At 60.4% G+C, this 16,160-nt stretch carries 13 protein-coding genes and 1 pseudogene; 8 read left to right on the forward strand and 6 right to left on the reverse strand.

From position 1 onward, the window contains the following. The first annotated feature begins 44 nt into the window (after nucleotides 1-44). Nucleotides 45-680, forward strand: a complete 636-nt coding sequence (nth, locus tag KI792_14260) for an endonuclease III (protein ID MBV6634187.1) — start codon at nucleotides 45-47, stop codon at nucleotides 678-680. 17 nt (nucleotides 681-697) lie between these two features. Here nth and KI792_14265 read toward each other — a convergent pair whose 3' ends face one another. Both KI792_14265 and KI792_14270 read right to left on the reverse strand, forming a co-directional pair. Further along, entirely contained in the window at nucleotides 698-892 is a 195-nt protein-coding gene (locus KI792_14265; GenBank protein ID MBV6634188.1) for a hypothetical protein, read from the reverse strand. A 105-nt stretch (nucleotides 893-997) separates the two neighbouring features. Continuing rightward, a complete protein-coding gene (locus tag KI792_14270) occupies nucleotides 998-1,771 on the reverse strand; it encodes an EI24 domain-containing protein (protein MBV6634189.1) in 774 nt (257 codons plus the stop codon). Nucleotides 1,772-1,859: 88 nt separating this feature from the next. Here KI792_14270 and KI792_14275 point away from each other — a divergent pair, with 88 nt between their 5' ends. Continuing rightward, nucleotides 1,860-2,843: an adenosine kinase gene (locus tag KI792_14275; GenBank protein MBV6634190.1), complete on the forward strand. Its 984-nt coding sequence runs from the start codon at nucleotides 1,860-1,862 to the stop codon at nucleotides 2,841-2,843. Between the two features lie 13 nt (nucleotides 2,844-2,856). Here KI792_14275 and KI792_14280 read toward each other — a convergent pair whose 3' ends face one another. Further along, a complete protein-coding gene (locus tag KI792_14280; GenBank protein MBV6634191.1) occupies nucleotides 2,857-3,858 on the reverse strand; it encodes a zinc-dependent alcohol dehydrogenase family protein in 1,002 nt (333 codons plus the stop codon). A 120-nt stretch (nucleotides 3,859-3,978) separates the two neighbouring features. On the opposite strand from KI792_14280, the gene KI792_14285 reads away from it, so the two are divergent. Further along, the gene (locus KI792_14285) at nucleotides 3,979-4,881 is read left to right on the forward strand and encodes a LysR family transcriptional regulator (protein ID MBV6634192.1); all 903 of its coding nucleotides are present in this window, start codon (nucleotides 3,979-3,981) and stop codon (nucleotides 4,879-4,881) included. On the opposite strand, the gene KI792_14290 is transcribed toward KI792_14285, so the two are convergent. Continuing rightward, nucleotides 4,866-6,767, reverse strand: a complete 1,902-nt coding sequence (locus tag KI792_14290) for an ABC transporter substrate-binding protein (protein ID MBV6634193.1) — start codon at nucleotides 6,765-6,767, stop codon at nucleotides 4,866-4,868. The genes KI792_14285 and KI792_14290 overlap by 16 nt on opposite strands. Between KI792_14290 and KI792_14295 the strand changes: the two are divergent. Next, nucleotides 6,766-9,453 (forward strand): annotated as a pseudogene (locus KI792_14295) (bifunctional acetate--CoA ligase family protein/GNAT family N-acetyltransferase). The gene KI792_14290 and the pseudogene KI792_14295 overlap by 2 nt on opposite strands. An 18-nt stretch (nucleotides 9,454-9,471) precedes the next feature. On the opposite strand, the gene KI792_14300 reads toward KI792_14295, so the two are convergent. Next, nucleotides 9,472-10,476, reverse strand: a complete 1,005-nt coding sequence (locus tag KI792_14300; GenBank protein MBV6634194.1) for a D-glycerate dehydrogenase — start codon at nucleotides 10,474-10,476, stop codon at nucleotides 9,472-9,474. A 223-nt stretch (nucleotides 10,477-10,699) separates the two neighbouring features. On the opposite strand from KI792_14300, the gene KI792_14305 reads away from it, so the two are divergent. From KI792_14305 to KI792_14320, 4 genes are all read left to right on the forward strand, one after another. Continuing rightward, nucleotides 10,700-11,305, forward strand: a complete 606-nt coding sequence (locus KI792_14305) for a hypothetical protein (GenBank protein ID MBV6634195.1) — start codon at nucleotides 10,700-10,702, stop codon at nucleotides 11,303-11,305. A gap of 162 nt (nucleotides 11,306-11,467) precedes the next feature. Further along, nucleotides 11,468-11,995 carry a bifunctional 3-hydroxydecanoyl-ACP dehydratase/trans-2-decenoyl-ACP isomerase gene (gene fabA / locus KI792_14310; protein ID MBV6634196.1) on the forward strand — a complete coding sequence of 176 codons (528 nt, stop codon included), beginning with the start codon at nucleotides 11,468-11,470 and terminating at the stop codon, nucleotides 11,993-11,995. 113 nt (nucleotides 11,996-12,108) lie between these two features. Next, entirely contained in the window at nucleotides 12,109-13,359 is a 1,251-nt protein-coding gene (fabB, locus tag KI792_14315) for a beta-ketoacyl-ACP synthase I (protein MBV6634197.1), read from the forward strand. A 61-nt stretch (nucleotides 13,360-13,420) separates the two neighbouring features. Further along, entirely contained in the window at nucleotides 13,421-14,266 is an 846-nt protein-coding gene (locus tag KI792_14320) for an enoyl-ACP reductase (GenBank protein ID MBV6634198.1), read from the forward strand. A gap of 28 nt (nucleotides 14,267-14,294) precedes the next feature. Here the strand turns inward: KI792_14320 and KI792_14325 are convergent, their stop codons facing one another. Beyond that, nucleotides 14,295-16,046 (reverse strand): hypothetical protein, encoded by a 1,752-nt coding sequence (locus KI792_14325; GenBank protein MBV6634199.1) that lies wholly within the window; start codon nucleotides 16,044-16,046, stop codon nucleotides 14,295-14,297. Nucleotides 16,047-16,160: the final 114 nt, after the last annotated feature.

Below are 16,160 nucleotides of genomic sequence, written 5' to 3' on the forward strand. Positions count from 1 at the left end.
AACCGCTTAACCTACCCTTCACGCCAAAGCGCAAAGCCCGCACCATGAAGCCAGAGCAGATTGACGAGTTCTTTGCCCGGTTATCGGCCATCGATCCGGAGCCGCAATCCGACCTTGAATACACCAATCCCTATACGCTGCTGGTTGCCGTGGTGTTGTCAGCGCAGGCCACCGATGCCGGGGTGAACAAGGCGACGCGGAACCTGTTTCCGCTGGCCGATAACCCCCATGACATGCTGGCCCTGGGCGAGGCAGTGGTACGGGACAAAATCAAGACGATTGGCCTGTTCAACGGCAAGGCCAAGAACGTTATCAAGCTCTCAGAGATCCTGGTTGAGAAGTATGGCGGTGAGGTGCCAAAGACGCGTAAGGCACTGCAGGCCTTGCCCGGTGTTGGTCGCAAAACCGCCAATGTGGTCCTGAACATTGCCTTCGGTCAGCCGACCATCGCGGTCGACACACATATCTTCCGCGTGGGCAACCGCACCAAGATGGCGAAGGGTAAGACCGTCGATGATGTGGAGCGGAAGTTGGTGCGTAAGGTGCCAGCGAAATGGAAGCTGCATGCCCATCACTGGCTGATCTTACATGGACGCTACACCTGCAAGGCACGGAAGCCAGACTGCCCATCCTGCACGGTCCGGGATTTGTGCCCCTATCCGGACAAAACCCCAGGCTGAGATCGGGGAATTGGGCGTTAACCGGCGCTTTGTTCAGCGGCGGCGACCTCGGTTTCCTTCGCTGGCGCTTCGGCTGGGGCCTCAACCAACACATCGACGCTGGTCTTCATCACGCCAACGGCGGTGCCGAGAATGGCGCCCATGGTGCCGCAACCGCTCAAGCTAAGCAGGGCAAGGGCTAGGAAGGTGGTGCGGGGCAGGTGCTTAATCATGGGCGCCAGCCTGGGGCTCCGATGCCCATCAAACAACCCGTTTCAAGCTAAGTCGCTGTTTATGCTTGCCGATGTGCCCGGCCAGCGACGCGTTTTGTTGATGGTCTAGGCCGTTGGCGTGCCCAGATCGGGGCCCGAGTCGGTGATTTGTGGCGGCTTGGTTGTCGCTAGTTCATAGATATCGGTGCGCGATAGCCAGTGGCTGACCATGGCGGCCGCAATGATCGGCGCAATCAGGTTTAGCACCGGAATGGCGAACAGAACGGCGATCAGGCCGCCGCGAAACATAACCGCCTCTCGGTTACGGCGCCGCCATTCATCCACCGCCTTTTCTGGTACCCGGCGCATGGCGACCATGGTCACAAACTCGCGGGAGAGCAGGTAACTATTGATGACCCAGGCGACAAACACACTGATCCCGGTCCAGAAGAACAGCATCGCGAAGAGGGAGAGCGCACCGGCAATCAGGATCAGTTTTAGGGAACTGATCAGGGCGGTTACGATTGGCACTGGTTGTTGCGGTGGCAGGTAGGCCTCGTAATCCGCCTCAATCGGGTCGAGCACTGGCTCGGCGGCGAGCCCCACAATCGCCGTCATCACCACCGGAAATAAGAGGAAGGCCAGGACGGCACTGCCGCCGACGGCGAGGGCGCTGATAACGCTGTCGATCCAGGCAATCTCAAAGGTCTGAATGCTGCCGAAGATCAGCCAGGCGAGACCGGGAATCGTGAATAAAACCACGAGGCCGGTGACAATACAGACCACAAGCGCCAGTAGGACCTGGGGTCGGCGCAAATCGGCGAAGGCGGAGAAAAGATCATGCAGCATGGCGCCGACGATAGCCGTCTCGACACCCGTCCTTAAGCCTTTTTGTGCCATAACCGCTCACCCGGTTTGACAACTGTGTGCCACCAGGGCCAGATGCCCCCGATTCTATCGCCCGCCCAACGGAATGCTTGTTAGCGCCATGACCAACACCCAACCAAAAGTCGTCGGTATCGGTAACGCCGTCGTTGATATTATTGCCGAGGTCGATGAGGCCTTCCTGTCCAACCATGACGTGCCTAAGGGCGTAATGAACCTGGTTGATCAGGATCGCTCGCGTGAGTTGTCTGGCGCCATCAGTAACCCAACCATGGCATCTGGTGGGTCGGTCGCCAACTCCATGGCCGGCATTGCCTCCTTTGGTGGCTCCGCTGGCTTTATCGGTCGTGTACGTGATGATGAGCCGGGCAAGTTCTACGGCGCGGATATGGAGCGTGAGGGTGTTTATACCCCTATCGCCCCGGCCCAAGATGGTGGTGATACCAGCCGTTCGATCATCCTGGTAACCCCGGATGCCCAGCGCTCCATGAACACCTATCTTGGTGCCTCAACCGAGTTGAATAAGGACGATATTAATCACGCCCTGATCCAGGAGGCGGAGTATCTGTTCCTTGAAGGTTACCTCTGGGATAGCGAGCGACCACGCGAAGCGATGATGGAGGCCGCTGATGTGGCCCTCACCGCCGGTACGGTTGTCGCCTTCTCCATGTCTGACCCATTCCTGGCGGACCGGTATCGCGATGATATCCGCAACTTCCTGCCCCATTCGGTTGATCTGCTCTTCGCGAACGAGGCGGAGATTACCTCACTCTACAAGGTGAATACCTTGGCCGAGGCACTGGATCTGGCCCGCAATGATGTGGATACCGCCGTCATCACCCGCTCTGAGGCTGGCTGTGTTGCCATGCATAAGGGCGAGACCGTGCGTATGCCGGCCGTCCCGGTGGCCAATGTGGTTGATACCACCGGCGCCGGTGACCAGTTCGCGGCCGGTTATCTCTTCGGCCTTAGCACCGGTCGATCCATGGCGGATTGCGCCCAGCTTGGCGTGATCGCGGCAGGCGAGGTGATCAGCCATATCGGCCCACGCCCCGCCCAACCGCTGAAGAACCTGATCCCGGGTTAATCGCCTGCGCCGGTTAGTCGGCGATAGCGATTACCACCTTGCCCAGGGGGCGGCCATTTTCGGCATGGGTCTGGGCCTCAGGCACCGTTTCCAGGGTGAAACGCTGATCATCGATCAGTGGCTTAAGCTTGCCCGCCTCAACCAGGGCCGTGGCACCGGTCAGAATGCGCTGGTGCTCTGCCCCGCCAATACCGGCCAGCAGGTTCAGTGGCATAAACACCAGATGCAGGCTAAGGCCGCGGGCGTGCAGAAGGCTTAGGTCATGAGTGAACAGGCTGACCAGCGCCACCACATGGCCATTTAGGCGCGCGGCACTGAAGGCGGGGTCCAGTTGATCGCCGCCGGTGCCGTCAAAGACAATGTCGAACCCGGCGCCATCGGTCAGTTTGGCCACCGCCTCATCCCAATCCTCATCACGGTAGTTGATGATGTGATCGGCACCCAGATCGCGGGCGATCTTGGCCTTGTCATCGCCGGAGACGGAGGCGGTCACCTCCGCACCCCAGGCTTTTGCTAGCTGGATGGCGATATGGCCGACACCGCCAGTACCACCGCGCACTAACACGGTTTTCTCGGCGCCCCGGCTCTCAGACAGCCCGGCGCGTTCTAGCCCTTCCCAGGCGGTAATCGTGACCAGTGGCATCGCCGCCGCCTCAACCGGGCTGATATTGCTTGGCCGCTTGGCGATCACGCGGGTCTCCGCTGCGATCAGCTCGGCATAGGCGCCGCCCTGGCCCTTTACCCCGCCCGCCGCACCGTAAACCGCGTCACCCACGGCGAAATCGGTCACATCGGGGCCAATGGCGGTAACAATCCCACTGACGTCAAAGCCAAGAATGCCGGGGAACTCAGGCGCAATGTCACGCCCATCGCTGCGCAGCTTGTAGTCGACGGGGTTCACGCTGCTACCCTGCTGACGGATCAACACCTGGCTGGGACCTGGGGTGGGATCGGGCACATCTTTCAATTGGAAAACTTCTGGGCCGCCAAAGGCCTCAATGATCTGGGCGCGCATTGCGTGTCTCCATGGCTATAGGGTCTGATCGGCAGATTGCCGTTCCCAAGGAAGATGCGCCCAACAGTATACTTTGATAATAGGATATATATAGAAGGCTATATTCGGATATTTTTGATAATGGACACGCTTTCCCTCCGGCTCTTCATCCGCATTGCCCAGCGCGGTGGCCTCAGCCCGGCCGCCCGTGACCTTGGCCTGTCGCCAGCAACGGCGAGTGCCAGATTGCGTGGGTTGGAAGAAACCGTAGGCGTTCGTCTGTTCAATCGAACCACCCGGGCCCTATCTCTCACCGCCGATGGTCAGGCCTTTATGCCCTACGCTCAATCAGCGGTGGAGTTGCTAGAGGAGGGGGTGGTGGCCGCCGCTGGCGTGGCGCCCGGTGCCCAGGGGGCTTCGGCCGTACGTGGGGTATTACGGATGGCGGCCTCGGCCTCTTTTGCCCGGATGCATATCATGCCCGCCCTTCCAGCCTTCATGGTTCGGCACCCGGCCATCTCGCTGGATCTGCAGCTCTCTGACGATATGGAGGATATGGTGGAGGGGGCCTATGATCTGGCCATTCGCAATGCGGAGTTAAGCGATAGCACGATGATCGCACGGCAGTTGGCGCCCGATGATCGGATATTGGTCGCCTCACCGGCCTATATTGCTAATCGCGGTATGCCGCAGACGGCGCAGGAACTGGCGGCCCATGACTGCATTGTCACCGGGCAGGCTGATCACTGGCAATTCGCCAGCGGTGCCGCGTTCAAGATCAGACCCCGGCTACGCGTCAATGATGGGGAGGCCGCCAGGCTGGCGGCGGAGGCTGGCCTCGGCATCACCTTAAAGTCGCGATGGAATGTCTATCGCAGCCTGGCAACCGGCGCCCTTGTTCCGGTGCTGGTTGGGGATCAACCGGTAACGAAATCAGCGATTTGGGCGGTGGCGCCCTCGGCCCGCCTGATGCCGCCTAAGGTGCGGGCGATGATCGATTTCCTGGTCGATCGTTTTGGGCCAAAACCCTATTGGGTCACCTGATCCGCCCACCATGCCTCGATAACCAGGCCATAGAGCGGCGTGTTCTCTGGTCTTTGCACCGGATCCCAATAGGCCACTAGGTCATGGCCCAGGTGATAAAGCAGTACCGCATAGTGATTATGGGTCAGCACCCGATCCAACGCATGGGCATGGGTTATCAGGTCTTCCCGGCTCTCGGCATTGGCGATCCCGGCGGCCAGGGCATCCACAGCCTCTGAGCGTACGCCCGCATAATTTCTTGAGCCCTGCTGATCGGCAAACTCACTGCCCCAATAGAGCCGCTGCTCTAACCCGGGTGACAGGGTATTGATCCAGCGATAAAGCACCACGTCATAATCAAAGGCATTGAGGCGCTGCCGAAACTGGGTGGCGTCCACACTTCGAATGCCCGCCTTGATGCCAAGCCGGGCAAGCGTACGCGTCCACTCCAGAACGATCCCCTCTTCAGCGCCGGTCTGGATTAAGATCTCAAGCTGCATCTGCTCGCCATCCGCATCCACCAGCTTGCCGCCTTTAAGCTGCCAGCCGGCCTCACGCAGTAGGGCAATCGCGTGGCGCAGATTACCGCGCCTTCCGGCCATGCCCGACCCATCCGTTTGGGGCGCCGAATATGCATCGTTGAACACCGCCGCCGGTAAGGTATCGGCAAATGGCTCAAGCAGTGTTGCTTCCCCAGCTGTGGGCGTACCCGTCGCTGCCAGCTCGCTATTGGGGAAGTAGCTCTCAATCCGTTTATAGGCGCCCCGGAACACCGCCCGGTTTAGCCACTCAAAATCAAAGGCTAGGTCTAATGCCTGGCGTACGCGTAGATCATCAAGTGGCGTACGTCTTGTGTTCATGATCAGGGCGCGGGCCCAATCTGGCCGTTGATGCGCCAGCTCTTCCAGGTTCAGTGCCTGCCCGGCCGAACCCGGGACGTCATAGCGGGTGGCCCAGGCGGTTGGGTCACCCTCCCGTCGGAAGTCGGTTTCCCCGGCCTTGAACGCCTCGAGTGCCACGTCATTGTCGCGGAAGTATTCGATCTGCACCCGGTCAAAATTGTAATGCCCCCGATTAACCGGGAGATCCGCACCCCAATAATCATCAACCCGCTGATAGATGATTTGCCGCCCCGGATCGATTGAGGCGATGCGGTAAGGACCGCCACCCAAGGGTGGTGTCAGCGTGGTGTCGCCAAACTCCTTATCCGCCCAATAATGGGCAGGCAGCACCGGAAGCATGGCGAGAACTAAGGGCAGCTCACGCTCCGCCGCCGGGTCCAGGTGGAAGATGACGCTGTGATCATCCGGGGTCTCAATCTTATCGACCAGGCCATAGGTACGGCGGGTATTGGGTCGCCCATGGGTACGCAACGCTTCGAGGGAGAAGCGCACATCCTCTGCCGTCACCGGATGCCCATCATGGAACCGGGCGGCTGGGTTAAGGCGGAACTCCATCCGCCGCCGATCTGGTGACAGCACCACGCTTTCGGCAATCAGGGCATAGACGCTGAACGGTTCATCCCAGACCCGGCGCATCAGCGTGTCATAGGTGAGGTTAAGCCGGGCCGCTGCCTGACCGGTGATCAGAAACGGATGCAAGTTATCAAAGGCGCCGGTTGCCGCCTGCCGCAGAGTGCCGCCCTTAGGGGCCGCCGGATTGGCATAGGTTAGATGCTGAAAACCCGGGCCATATTTCGGGTCATCGAACAGGGCCAGGCCGTGTGTCGCGGGCGCTTCTTGGGTCGGGTCCGGTAGGGTATGGTCTGAGCCATTGGCAACTGCCTGGCTGTTGATCAGGATCAACACCAGAAAGGCGATAATTGGTGTACAAACAGCTTGCGCAACGCTGTGGCGCGCCGGTCTGCGCGCGCCGCCATCTCGGACTGTAACCGAAGGGCCTGACATGAGTATCCGTAACCTCGATGCGGTGTTTCGGCCGAAATCTGTCGCCTTGATTGGCGCCAGCCGCCGGGAAAATTCGATCGGCCAGGTTCTGGCCCGCAATCTCACCGCTGGTGGCTTTGCCGGGCCGGTCCTGCCAGTTAATCCCAAATATGACAGTGTTGCTGGCATCCTTGCGTACAAAAGTGTCGAGGATTTGCCGATTACCCCCGATCTGGCGGTGATCTGTACCCCAGCGCCAACGGTTGCCGGTTTGGTTGATCAATTGGCGGCGCGCGGAACCAAGGGCGTGGTGGTTATCACCGCTGGATTCGCCGAAGGCGGCGAGGCTGGGCAAGAGCGACAGGCGGCCCTGCTAGAGGCGGCGAAACCGCATCTGGTTCGGATTGTGGGGCCCAATTGTCTGGGTATCTTGGTGCCTGGCCATGGGCTAAACGCCAGCTTCTCCCACCTGTCGCCGGCGGATGGGAATATTGCCTTCCTCTCCCAATCCGGTGCGGTTCTGACCTCGGTGATTGATTGGGCTGGAGGCCGTAACATCGGCTTCTCCCTCATGGCGTCCATGGGCGCCATGGCGGATGTGGATTTCGGCGATATGCTCGACTACCTCGCCCGTGATCCCAAGACCCGCGCAATCATGCTGTATATCGAGGCGGTAACCGAGCCACGGAAGTTCATGTCCGCCGCCCGGGCCGCCGCGCGGACCAAGCCGGTGATCGTTATCAAATCGGGCCGGACCGCAACCGGCGCCAAGGCGGCGTCCAGCCATACCGGCGCCCTGGCTGGGTCGGATGAGGTTTATGACGTCGCGTTCCGCCGGGCGGGCATGCATCGCGTGGCCGATATGGACGAGTTGTTTGATGCGGTTGAGACCTTGGGCATGCGCCTCAAGGTGGGTGGTGAGCGTCTTGCCATCCTGACCAATGGCGGCGGTCTAGGGGTGATGGCGGCAGACACTGTCGCCGATCTTGACGGCCGTTTGGCCGAGCTTAAGCCCGAGACGATTGAGGCGCTGAACCAGGGCCTGCCACCAACCTGGAGCCATGGCAACCCGGTGGACATCATCGGCGATGCGCCGGGCAGTCGTTATACCGCCGCGTTGGATGCCCTGATCGGTGATCCCGGCGTGGATGCCATCCTGACCATAAATTGCCCCACTGCCATTGCCGATAGCGGCGATGCGGCCGAGGCCGTGGTAACGGCCGCGGGTAAAACGTCGAAGCCGATCCTGACCAGCTGGCTGGGTGAGCAAGCGGTTGCCCCCGCCAGAAGCCTGTTCGCCGAGAACAGTATCGCGACCTATGACACGGCCGAGCAGGCGGTGCGGGCCTTCATGCATTTGGTCACCTACCGTCGGAACCAAGAAACCTTGATGGAGGTGCCGGATAGCCAACCGGAGGAGGTGACGGCACACCTGCCCCATGCCAAGTCGATCATTGATGGCGCCCTGGCCGAAGGACAGCGCTGGCTGACAGAGTATCAGGCGAAGCAGGTGTTGGAAGCCTACGGTATTCCCACGGTCGAAACCGTCATTGCCAAAGACACAGCCGAGGCCGTTGCGCAGGCGAAACGAATTGGCAAGCCGGTGGCGATTAAGATCCTGTCCAAGGACATCACCCATAAATCCGATGTGGGCGGGGTGGCGTTACACCTCACCACACCGAAGGAAGTTGAGCAGGCCGCGAACGCTATGCTGGAACGGGTCAGCGCCCAGTATCCCGAGGCGGATATCGATGGCTTTACCGTCCAGGAAATGGCCCAGATGCCGGGCGCCCATGAGTTGATCATTGGGATGGTTGAGGATCAGGATTTTGGTCCGGTGATCCTGTTCGGCCAGGGCGGCACGGCGGTTGAGGTCTTCGATGATAAGGCGCTGGCCCTACCGCCCCTGAACATGAACCTGGCCCGGGCAGCGATTAAGGAGACCCGGGTCTATCGCCAGCTGGCCGGTTACCGGGATCGACCGCCCGCTGATCTGGATGCCATCGCGCTCACCATGATCAAGGTGGCTTAGATCGTTACCGATTTTCCCGCCATTGATGAGCTCGATATCAACCCGCTTTTTGCCAATGAAAACGGTGTCTTGGCCCTTGATGCTCGGATTGGAGTTAAAGAGCCAAGCGTCGATATCGGCAGTAAGCGCCTGGCCATCCGCCCCTATCCAAGGGAGCAGGAACGGGTGATCGAGGATGGCGGTGGGGCGCAATACTTCCTCCGCCCGATTAAGCCCGAGGATGAACCCGCCATGCATGACATGGTGGCGGATATGGAGCCTGAGGATCTGCGTCTGCGCTTCTTCTCCCCGGTGAAACGCCTGACCCATGACACGGTCGCCCGGCTAAGTCAGATCGACTACGACCGCGAAATGGCCTTCGTCGCGTTTGAGCAGGGGGATGATGGCGCCCCCAGCAACAAAATCGCCGGGATCGTCCGCATTGCCGCCGATCCTGACCGGTTGCGGGCTGAGTATGCGGTGATTGTCGCCTCACGCCTGAAGGGCAAGGGGCTGGGTCGCCGCCTGATGGGGGAGATCATTAGCTATGCCCGCAAGCGGGGCATCGGCGAGGTGTTTGGTGAGGTGCTGCGCGAGAACAAGCCAATGCTCGCCTTATGTGAGGAGCTGGGCTTTACGCGGAAGGCCAATGCGGACGAGCCCGAGATCGTCGAGGTGACCTTGGCGCTGTCGTAATCCGCTTGTTCGGTCGGTTTAGTCGTCGATGCCTGGTAGTACGCGGTCTGGTGGCCGGTGGCTATCGGTGAAGGTCTTGATGTTGATGATGACCTTATCGCCCATGGCCTGGCGGCCCTCCCGGGTGGCTGAGCCCAGATGCGGCAGGACCACGGCATTCTCAAGCTCACGCAGGGCTTGCGGCACTTCCGGCTCATTCTCATAGACATCGAGGCCAGCACCGGCGATCTCACCGGTTTGCAGGGCGCGGATCAGCGCCTCTTCATCCACTACTGGGCCACGGGCTGTGTTCACCAGCACGGCATGGGATGGCAGCAGGGATAGCCGCTTGTCGGAAAGCAGGTGGTGGGTCGCCGGCGTATGTGGGCAGTTCACCGAGATGATGTCCATCCGGGCCAGCATCTGATCCAGATCCTGCCAGAACGTTGCCTCCAACCGCTGCTCAACATCAGCAGGGGCGCGGCGGCGGTTGTGATAATGGATTGAGAGGCCAAAGGCGCGGGCGCGGGTGGCAATCGCCTCGCCGATGCGGCCCATGCCGATAATGCCCAGGCGTTTACCCGCCAGTTTCAGGCCCAGCATCTGGGTTGGGGCCCAGCCGGTCCACTGGCCGCTGCGGACCAGGCGTTCACCCTCGCCCATGCGGCGCGCGACGGCCAGCATCAGGGCCATGGCCACATCGGCCGTATCCTCGGTCAGGACGCCGGGTGTGTTGGTAACGGTAATGCCCTTCGCTTGGGCTGCTTTAAGGTCGATATGATCAACCCCGGTGCCGAAGGAGGCGATTAGCTTCAGGTCGGGGCCTGCTGCCTCAATCACCTCGGCATCGATTCGGTCGGTAACGGTGGGAACCAGCACATCGCAGTCAGCGACAGCGGCTTTCAGGCCCTCGGCGTCCAGCGGGGTATCGTCGCCATTCAAGGTTGTGGAAAACAGCTCCATCAGCCGGGTTTCCACCGCCTCTGGCAGGCGGCGCGTGACCCGAACCCGGGTCGTCCGACCATTATTTGATACCGCGGCCATCTGGCGTTGCCTCCCCGTCTTTGGCTAGTCTTCATCTGCCTCTGAGGCCCATTGCCAGCATCCTGACGCCTTGATCGGCGACTTATCGATCTGCGCTGGCACAAATAGGCTAGACGGGGCACATAGCGCTGGCAGGGCGCGCTTGTCCAGATTGATTGGCGCATGCCTGCAGCGTTTCAGACCTGCCTCGCGGGTTTTTGACAGTTCGGAACGGGAAGTGACGATGGGTTTTACCCGGATTAATTGGGTTGTGGCGGCGCTGGCGACCGTTGGTGCGCTGGCCCTCTTTGTGCCCGAAGCCTCGGCCCAGAACGGTGGCCGTGGCGAGGTGCTGGGCGCCATCTCTGATGGGGATGCCGCCGCGACTGCTATCGCCACCGCCCAGGTTGCGCGTGGTCCACAGACCGGTTTGCGCCTGCCGCGCTTTGTTTCGCTGCGCCGGGATAAGGTGAATATCCGCACTGGCCCCGGGCTCAGCTATCCAATTGATTGGGTTTATCAGCGCGCGGGCCTGCCGATTGAGGTGACGGCCGAGTTTGAAACCTGGCGCCGGGTCCGTGATTTTGAGGGCACTGAGGGCTGGGTCCATCATTCCATGCTGTCAGGCCAGCGCAGTGCCATGATCCGTGGCCAGGATGCCGATCAAATCCGCATGCTTCAGGCCGCCCCAGATACCCAAGCAGAGCCGGTTGCCCGGGTTGAGCCGGGGGTGATCGGGGTCATTCGCCTCTGCGATGGTGCCTGGTGTGAATTGGATGTGGCTGGCCATGTTGGTTGGCTGCCGATTAGCGCACTTTACGGTGTGCGTGACGGTGAACAGGTTCAGTAATTTGACCTGATTGACCAGCGGCGGGGGCACCGACCTAGCTTTCCGTATACGTCCGGTTTTCAATCGGGGTTTGCGCCGCTCAACCGAATTGCCTAAAACCCGCCCATGGTTTGCTGCGGCGTGTCCCGCCCCGGCCCCCCGAATTAAATGGTATGACTGTCCATGACTGCCTCCAGCATCGCGCACCGCAACAGCTTCGACTATGACGATCTGATCGCCTGCGGTAACGGCACGCTGTTCGAAACCCCGTATCCAAAGCTGCCACTGCCGCCGATGCTGATGTTTGATCGCATCACCAAGGTTGCTAGTGAAGGCGGCGCCTATGGTAAGGGCGAGCTTGAAGCTGAGCTGGATGTGAAGCCAGACCTTTGGTTCTTCCAATGCCACTTCAAGGATGACCCGGTGATGCCTGGGTGCCTCGGCCTTGATGCCCTATGGCAGCTGGTTGGCTTCTTCCTTGGCTGGTCCGGTGGCGTTGGTGCCGGCCGCGCCCTCGGCGTTGGTGAGGTTAAGTTCACCGGCCAGGTCCTACCGAACATCTCCAAAGTCACCTATCGCCTGGATTTCCGCCGGGTGATGAAGGGCCGTCTGATCATGGGCATCGCCGATGGCCAGGTTAAGGCTGATGATGAAGTGATCTATGAGGCCAGCAACCTGAAGGTTGGCCTGTTCGATAACGACGCCAGCTAAGCCCTAGAGAACCAGGCTCTGGTAGATAATCACTATGCCTGGACCGGCAGTTCGCCGGCCCATGGCGGTTGAGGCAAGCACCTCAGAGGCAAAAGAGTATGTCTGCAACAGCAATGCCGCGTCCGCGCCGTGTCGTCGTCACCGGCCTTGGTATCGTCTCCCCCATCGGCAATGACGCCGATGAGGTTGTCGCGAGCCTTAAGGCCGGGAAATCCGGGATCGTTGCGGCCCCGGAATATACCGAGTATGGGTTCCGTAGCCAGATCCACGGATCGATTAAGCTGAACCCAGCGGATCATATCGACCGTCGCTTGCTGCGCTTCATGGGCGATGCCGCTGCCTATGCCTATATCGCGATGGGCCAGGCGATCGAGCAGGCGGGCTTAAGCGAAGACGAGATCAAGAACGAGCGGACAGGCATCATTGTCGGCTCTGGCGGTGCCTCCACCAGCAATCAGGTCGCGGCCACCGGCCTGACCCGTGAGCATGGCGCCACCAAGAAGATGGGGCCGTTCATCGTGCCGCGCGTGATGGGCTCCACCGTCTCGGCCAACCTATCAACCGCCTACGGTATTCGCGGCATCAACTACTCGATCACCTCGGCCTGCTCGACCAGCGCCCATTGCATCGGTAATGCCGCTGAGATGATTGCCTGGGGCAAGCAGGACCGCATGTTCGCCGGTGGCGGTGAAGAGCTGCATTGGACCATGTCCCAGCTGTTTGATGCCATGGGTGCCATGTCGTCGAAGTTTAACGACACACCCGATAAAGCCTCACGCCCCTATGACAAGGATCGCGATGGTTTCGTGATCGCTGGCGGCGGCGCTGTCGTCGTTCTGGAAGAGTATGAAACGGCAAAAGCCCGGGGCGCCAAAATCCTGGGTGAGCTGACCGGCTTCGGCGCTACCTCAGATGGTGCCGATATGGTTGCACCTTCGGGTGAGGGTGCTGTCCGTTGCATGCAGCTGGCCCTCGATGAGCATGCGCGTCATGCCAGCCAATCCAACAAGCCAGTTGGTTACATCAACACCCATGGCACCGCGACCCCAGTTGGGGATGGCCGTGAGTTGGCGGCGATCAAGGAAGTCTTCGGCGACAGCATGCCGGCGATTGCCTCAACCAAATCCCTCACCGGCCACAGCCAGGGTGCCGCCGGCGCCCATGAGGCGATCTACTCCCTCTTGATGCTGAACAACCAGTTCATCGCCGCGTCGGCGAATGTGGAGAGCCTGGACCCCGATTTTGAGGGCTTCCCGATCGTCACAGAGCGCCAGGATGACGTGCCACTGCAGGCCGTGATGTCGAACAGCTTTGGCTTTGGTGGGACCAATGCCAGCCTGATTTTCACCACGGTTGACGACTAAAACATTCGATTATTGCTGAACCGAAACGATCAGATAAAAACCGACCCAGCGAAATAAAGCCATGTCCGCAGCACCTGAAACCAAGACCCCAACCAATGATGACGCCCGCCCTGCTAGCCTGCCGATCCTGGCCGGTAAGCGTGGCCTAATCATGGGTGTGGCCAATGAGCGCTCAATCGCTTGGGGTATCGCGAAAAGCCTGCATGAGGCGGGCGCTGAGCTGGCGTTCACCTATCAGGGTGATGCGTTCATGCGCCGGGTTGAGCCGCTGGCCCAGTCGGTCGGCGCCGATATCCTGCTGCCTTGCGATGTGATGGATGAGGCCTCAATCGATCAGACCTTCGATCAGCTGAAAGAGCGGATGGGCGAGATCGACTTTGTCATCCACGCCGTCGCCTTCTCAAACAAGGAAGAGCTTAAGGGCCGGTATGTCGATACTACCCTCGATAACTTCCTGATGACGATGCAGATCTCCTGCTACTCCTTCACCGCGACGGCCCGCCGTGCCGCGGCCATGATGCGCCCAGGTGGCAGCCTGATTACCCTGTCCTATATCGGCGCTGAGCGGGTGATGCCGAACTACAACGTCATGGGCGTTGCCAAGGCGGCGTTGGAAGCGTCTGTGCGTTACCTGGCTGCTGATCTCGGCCCCGATGGCCTGCGGGTGCACGGTATCTCTGCCGGGCCAATGAAGACCTTGGCAGGTTCAGCGATTGCCAATGCGCGTCACACCTACCGGACAAGTGAGCAAACCTCGCCACTTCGCCGGTCGGTCAGCTTGGATGAAATCGGTGGCACCGCGACCTATCTGCTCAGCGATATGTCCGCCGGTACCACGGGCCAGATCCATTATGTGGATGCCGGGTTCCATGCCATGGGCATGATCCCACCGGGTGCCGCTGAGTAACCCTTAAATCAAGCTTTACAGCACTGGCTTAAGCGCCGCGCATCTTTGGTGTTGCGCGGCCTTTGTCGTTTGCGGCATCGGCGGCGGCAGCCGTTTTCGACGAGGGGTGCGGTTCTTCCACCGGCGCGGGCGCGGTCCCGCCGGCCAGTGCCTTTTCGGCGGCAACCTTGGTGCGGTTGCGCCAGCGGATCGGTCGCTTTGGATCGCCGGTAAACTCTGCAACTGGGCCCTTGCTTGGCCGCTTGGTTGGATCCTTGGCGGCAGCTTCCTGCGCGGCCTTGGCGTCATGGGTCGCCTGGATCGCCTCAACTTCCCTTAGGAACTGGCCACCAGAGATTGGCTCAACCTCTGCATGCTCTCCAATCCCGGTCATCTTCAGCACCCGATCACCACTGAACAGGGCGACCTCACGGGCCCGGAGATGCCGGGCACCGTCAACCGCCGCTTCTTTGTCGTAGCGGACATAGGTGGTCTGGCCGTCGGGCGCGTGGTCAACCTTCACCCCATTGGCATGGCGCAGGCTGACGATCCCGTTTTTGCGGATCCGGGCGATGGTGCCGTCAGAACCGACCATCGCACCTAGAAGGCGGCTGTGGGAGAACTGCTCATGGATCTCTTCGATCACCGGCTCGCCCACTGGTACGGCCTCAGATTCCACCGCATCGGTTAGGCGGAACTTTTTAATCGCCTCCGGATCCACATCGCGCAGAAGCGCATCGAAACCAGGGGCGGTGCGCTTGTACTGGGCAAGGTTGTCAGTGACATCGAGGGGTGACGTCGTCTCGGCCACCTTGTCACGGATCTTGCCAACGAAGTCTTTGACCTGGCCCTTGGCCCACCCAATCGGCCCGTCAATGACACCGAGAGTGAAGACCAGGGCATCAAGCGCGATGGTGTGGGGCTTATTCTCGCGGAAGTAGCGCTTGGTCTTCTGCCAGGCACGGTTGGCGAGCCAGATTGGGCGCAGGCCCTTCTCCTTGATTGAGACGGGGTCATCGCCCATCGCCTCACGCCGGACGCGCTCAGCGAAGTCAGACTGCATCGCCTTGACCGCCTCGCCCCGCTCAAACTGGCCAAGCTTGGCGCCAAAGGTCAGGCCAGCTTCCAGTAGGTTCTTTGGACCCTTGGTGCTGATCTCGGTGAACTCGCCGGCATTCTCGGTGTTTGAGAACATCCAGAGATTGAACTTAGGCGCCTCGCCCTTCTTGGTTCCCTCAACGGGATAGAGGGCATAGCCGACCTGGTCAGAGCGCCAGACATCAGTGCTGGTCTGATAAAGGGTAAAGTTCGTTAGCGCCCGCTCTTGCAACTGATGCTGGTGGCGCACGATTTCTGGAAACGCCCAATGTGCCGGGCTCTCTTCCTTACGGGCGGCGACCACATGCAGGCGCTCAAGCCGACCGGCGGGCACATCCTTCGATAGGTCAGTTTCCTTCAGATCATCAGGATCGAAGGCGAAGAGAAGGGCGGCGGTGCCCTCATCATCTTTGGCGATGCGGTAGCGGCCAATATTCGCCGGGATGTTGCCATCTGTACGGAAGAGCGGCTTCTGAAACGGGAACAGGTCACGAAGGACCCGGACACCACCTTGGAGGCTGACCGCCTGGGCATCACGAAGATGGGGGTCAAAACCTTCCAGCGCCTTCTGATAATGGCCATCCTCTTCTGGGGTGGCTGGGGGCGCTTGGTCTTCGCTGGCGGCCTCGATCTCATCGAGGATGTCATCGCCCGGTTGGGGCTCACCAGCGGCTTGTTTTTGGGTCTTTGCTGGATCGCTCATCGGCACGACCTTATCCCATCGGACAGCTCACTAGAGCGTTGGGATATTACATAAATGTTTCGATCATTTCTCATGGGTTAACAATAGCAAGCTGATACGAAAGCGCGGATTGCC

Source organism: Alphaproteobacteria bacterium SS10 (assembly GCA_019192455.1).
Lineage (GTDB): Bacteria > Pseudomonadota > Alphaproteobacteria > TMED2 > TMED2 > TMED2.

Bases quoted from the DNA above. Each gene is read 5' to 3' on its own strand.
- nth (MBV6634187.1), top strand. From the start codon at position 45: ATGAAGCCAGAGCAGATTGACGAGTTCTTTGCCCGGTTATCGGCCATC.
- KI792_14265 (MBV6634188.1), bottom strand. From the start codon at position 892: ATGATTAAGCACCTGCCCCGCACCACCTTCCTAGCCCTTGCCCTGCTT.
- KI792_14270 (MBV6634189.1), bottom strand. From the start codon at position 1,771: ATGGCACAAAAAGGCTTAAGGACGGGTGTCGAGACGGCTATCGTCGGC.
- KI792_14275 (MBV6634190.1), top strand. From the start codon at position 1,860: ATGACCAACACCCAACCAAAAGTCGTCGGTATCGGTAACGCCGTCGTT.
- KI792_14280 (MBV6634191.1), bottom strand. From the start codon at position 3,858: ATGCGCGCCCAGATCATTGAGGCCTTTGGCGGCCCAGAAGTTTTCCAA.
- KI792_14285 (MBV6634192.1), top strand. From the start codon at position 3,979: ATGGACACGCTTTCCCTCCGGCTCTTCATCCGCATTGCCCAGCGCGGT.
- KI792_14290 (MBV6634193.1), bottom strand. From the start codon at position 6,767: ATGTCAGGCCCTTCGGTTACAGTCCGAGATGGCGGCGCGCGCAGACCG.
- KI792_14300 (MBV6634194.1), bottom strand. From the start codon at position 10,476: ATGGCCGCGGTATCAAATAATGGTCGGACGACCCGGGTTCGGGTCACG.
- KI792_14305 (MBV6634195.1), top strand. From the start codon at position 10,700: ATGGGTTTTACCCGGATTAATTGGGTTGTGGCGGCGCTGGCGACCGTT.
- fabA (MBV6634196.1), top strand. From the start codon at position 11,468: ATGACTGCCTCCAGCATCGCGCACCGCAACAGCTTCGACTATGACGAT.
- fabB (MBV6634197.1), top strand. From the start codon at position 12,109: ATGCCGCGTCCGCGCCGTGTCGTCGTCACCGGCCTTGGTATCGTCTCC.
- KI792_14320 (MBV6634198.1), top strand. From the start codon at position 13,421: ATGTCCGCAGCACCTGAAACCAAGACCCCAACCAATGATGACGCCCGC.
- KI792_14325 (MBV6634199.1), bottom strand. From the start codon at position 16,046: ATGAGCGATCCAGCAAAGACCCAAAAACAAGCCGCTGGTGAGCCCCAA.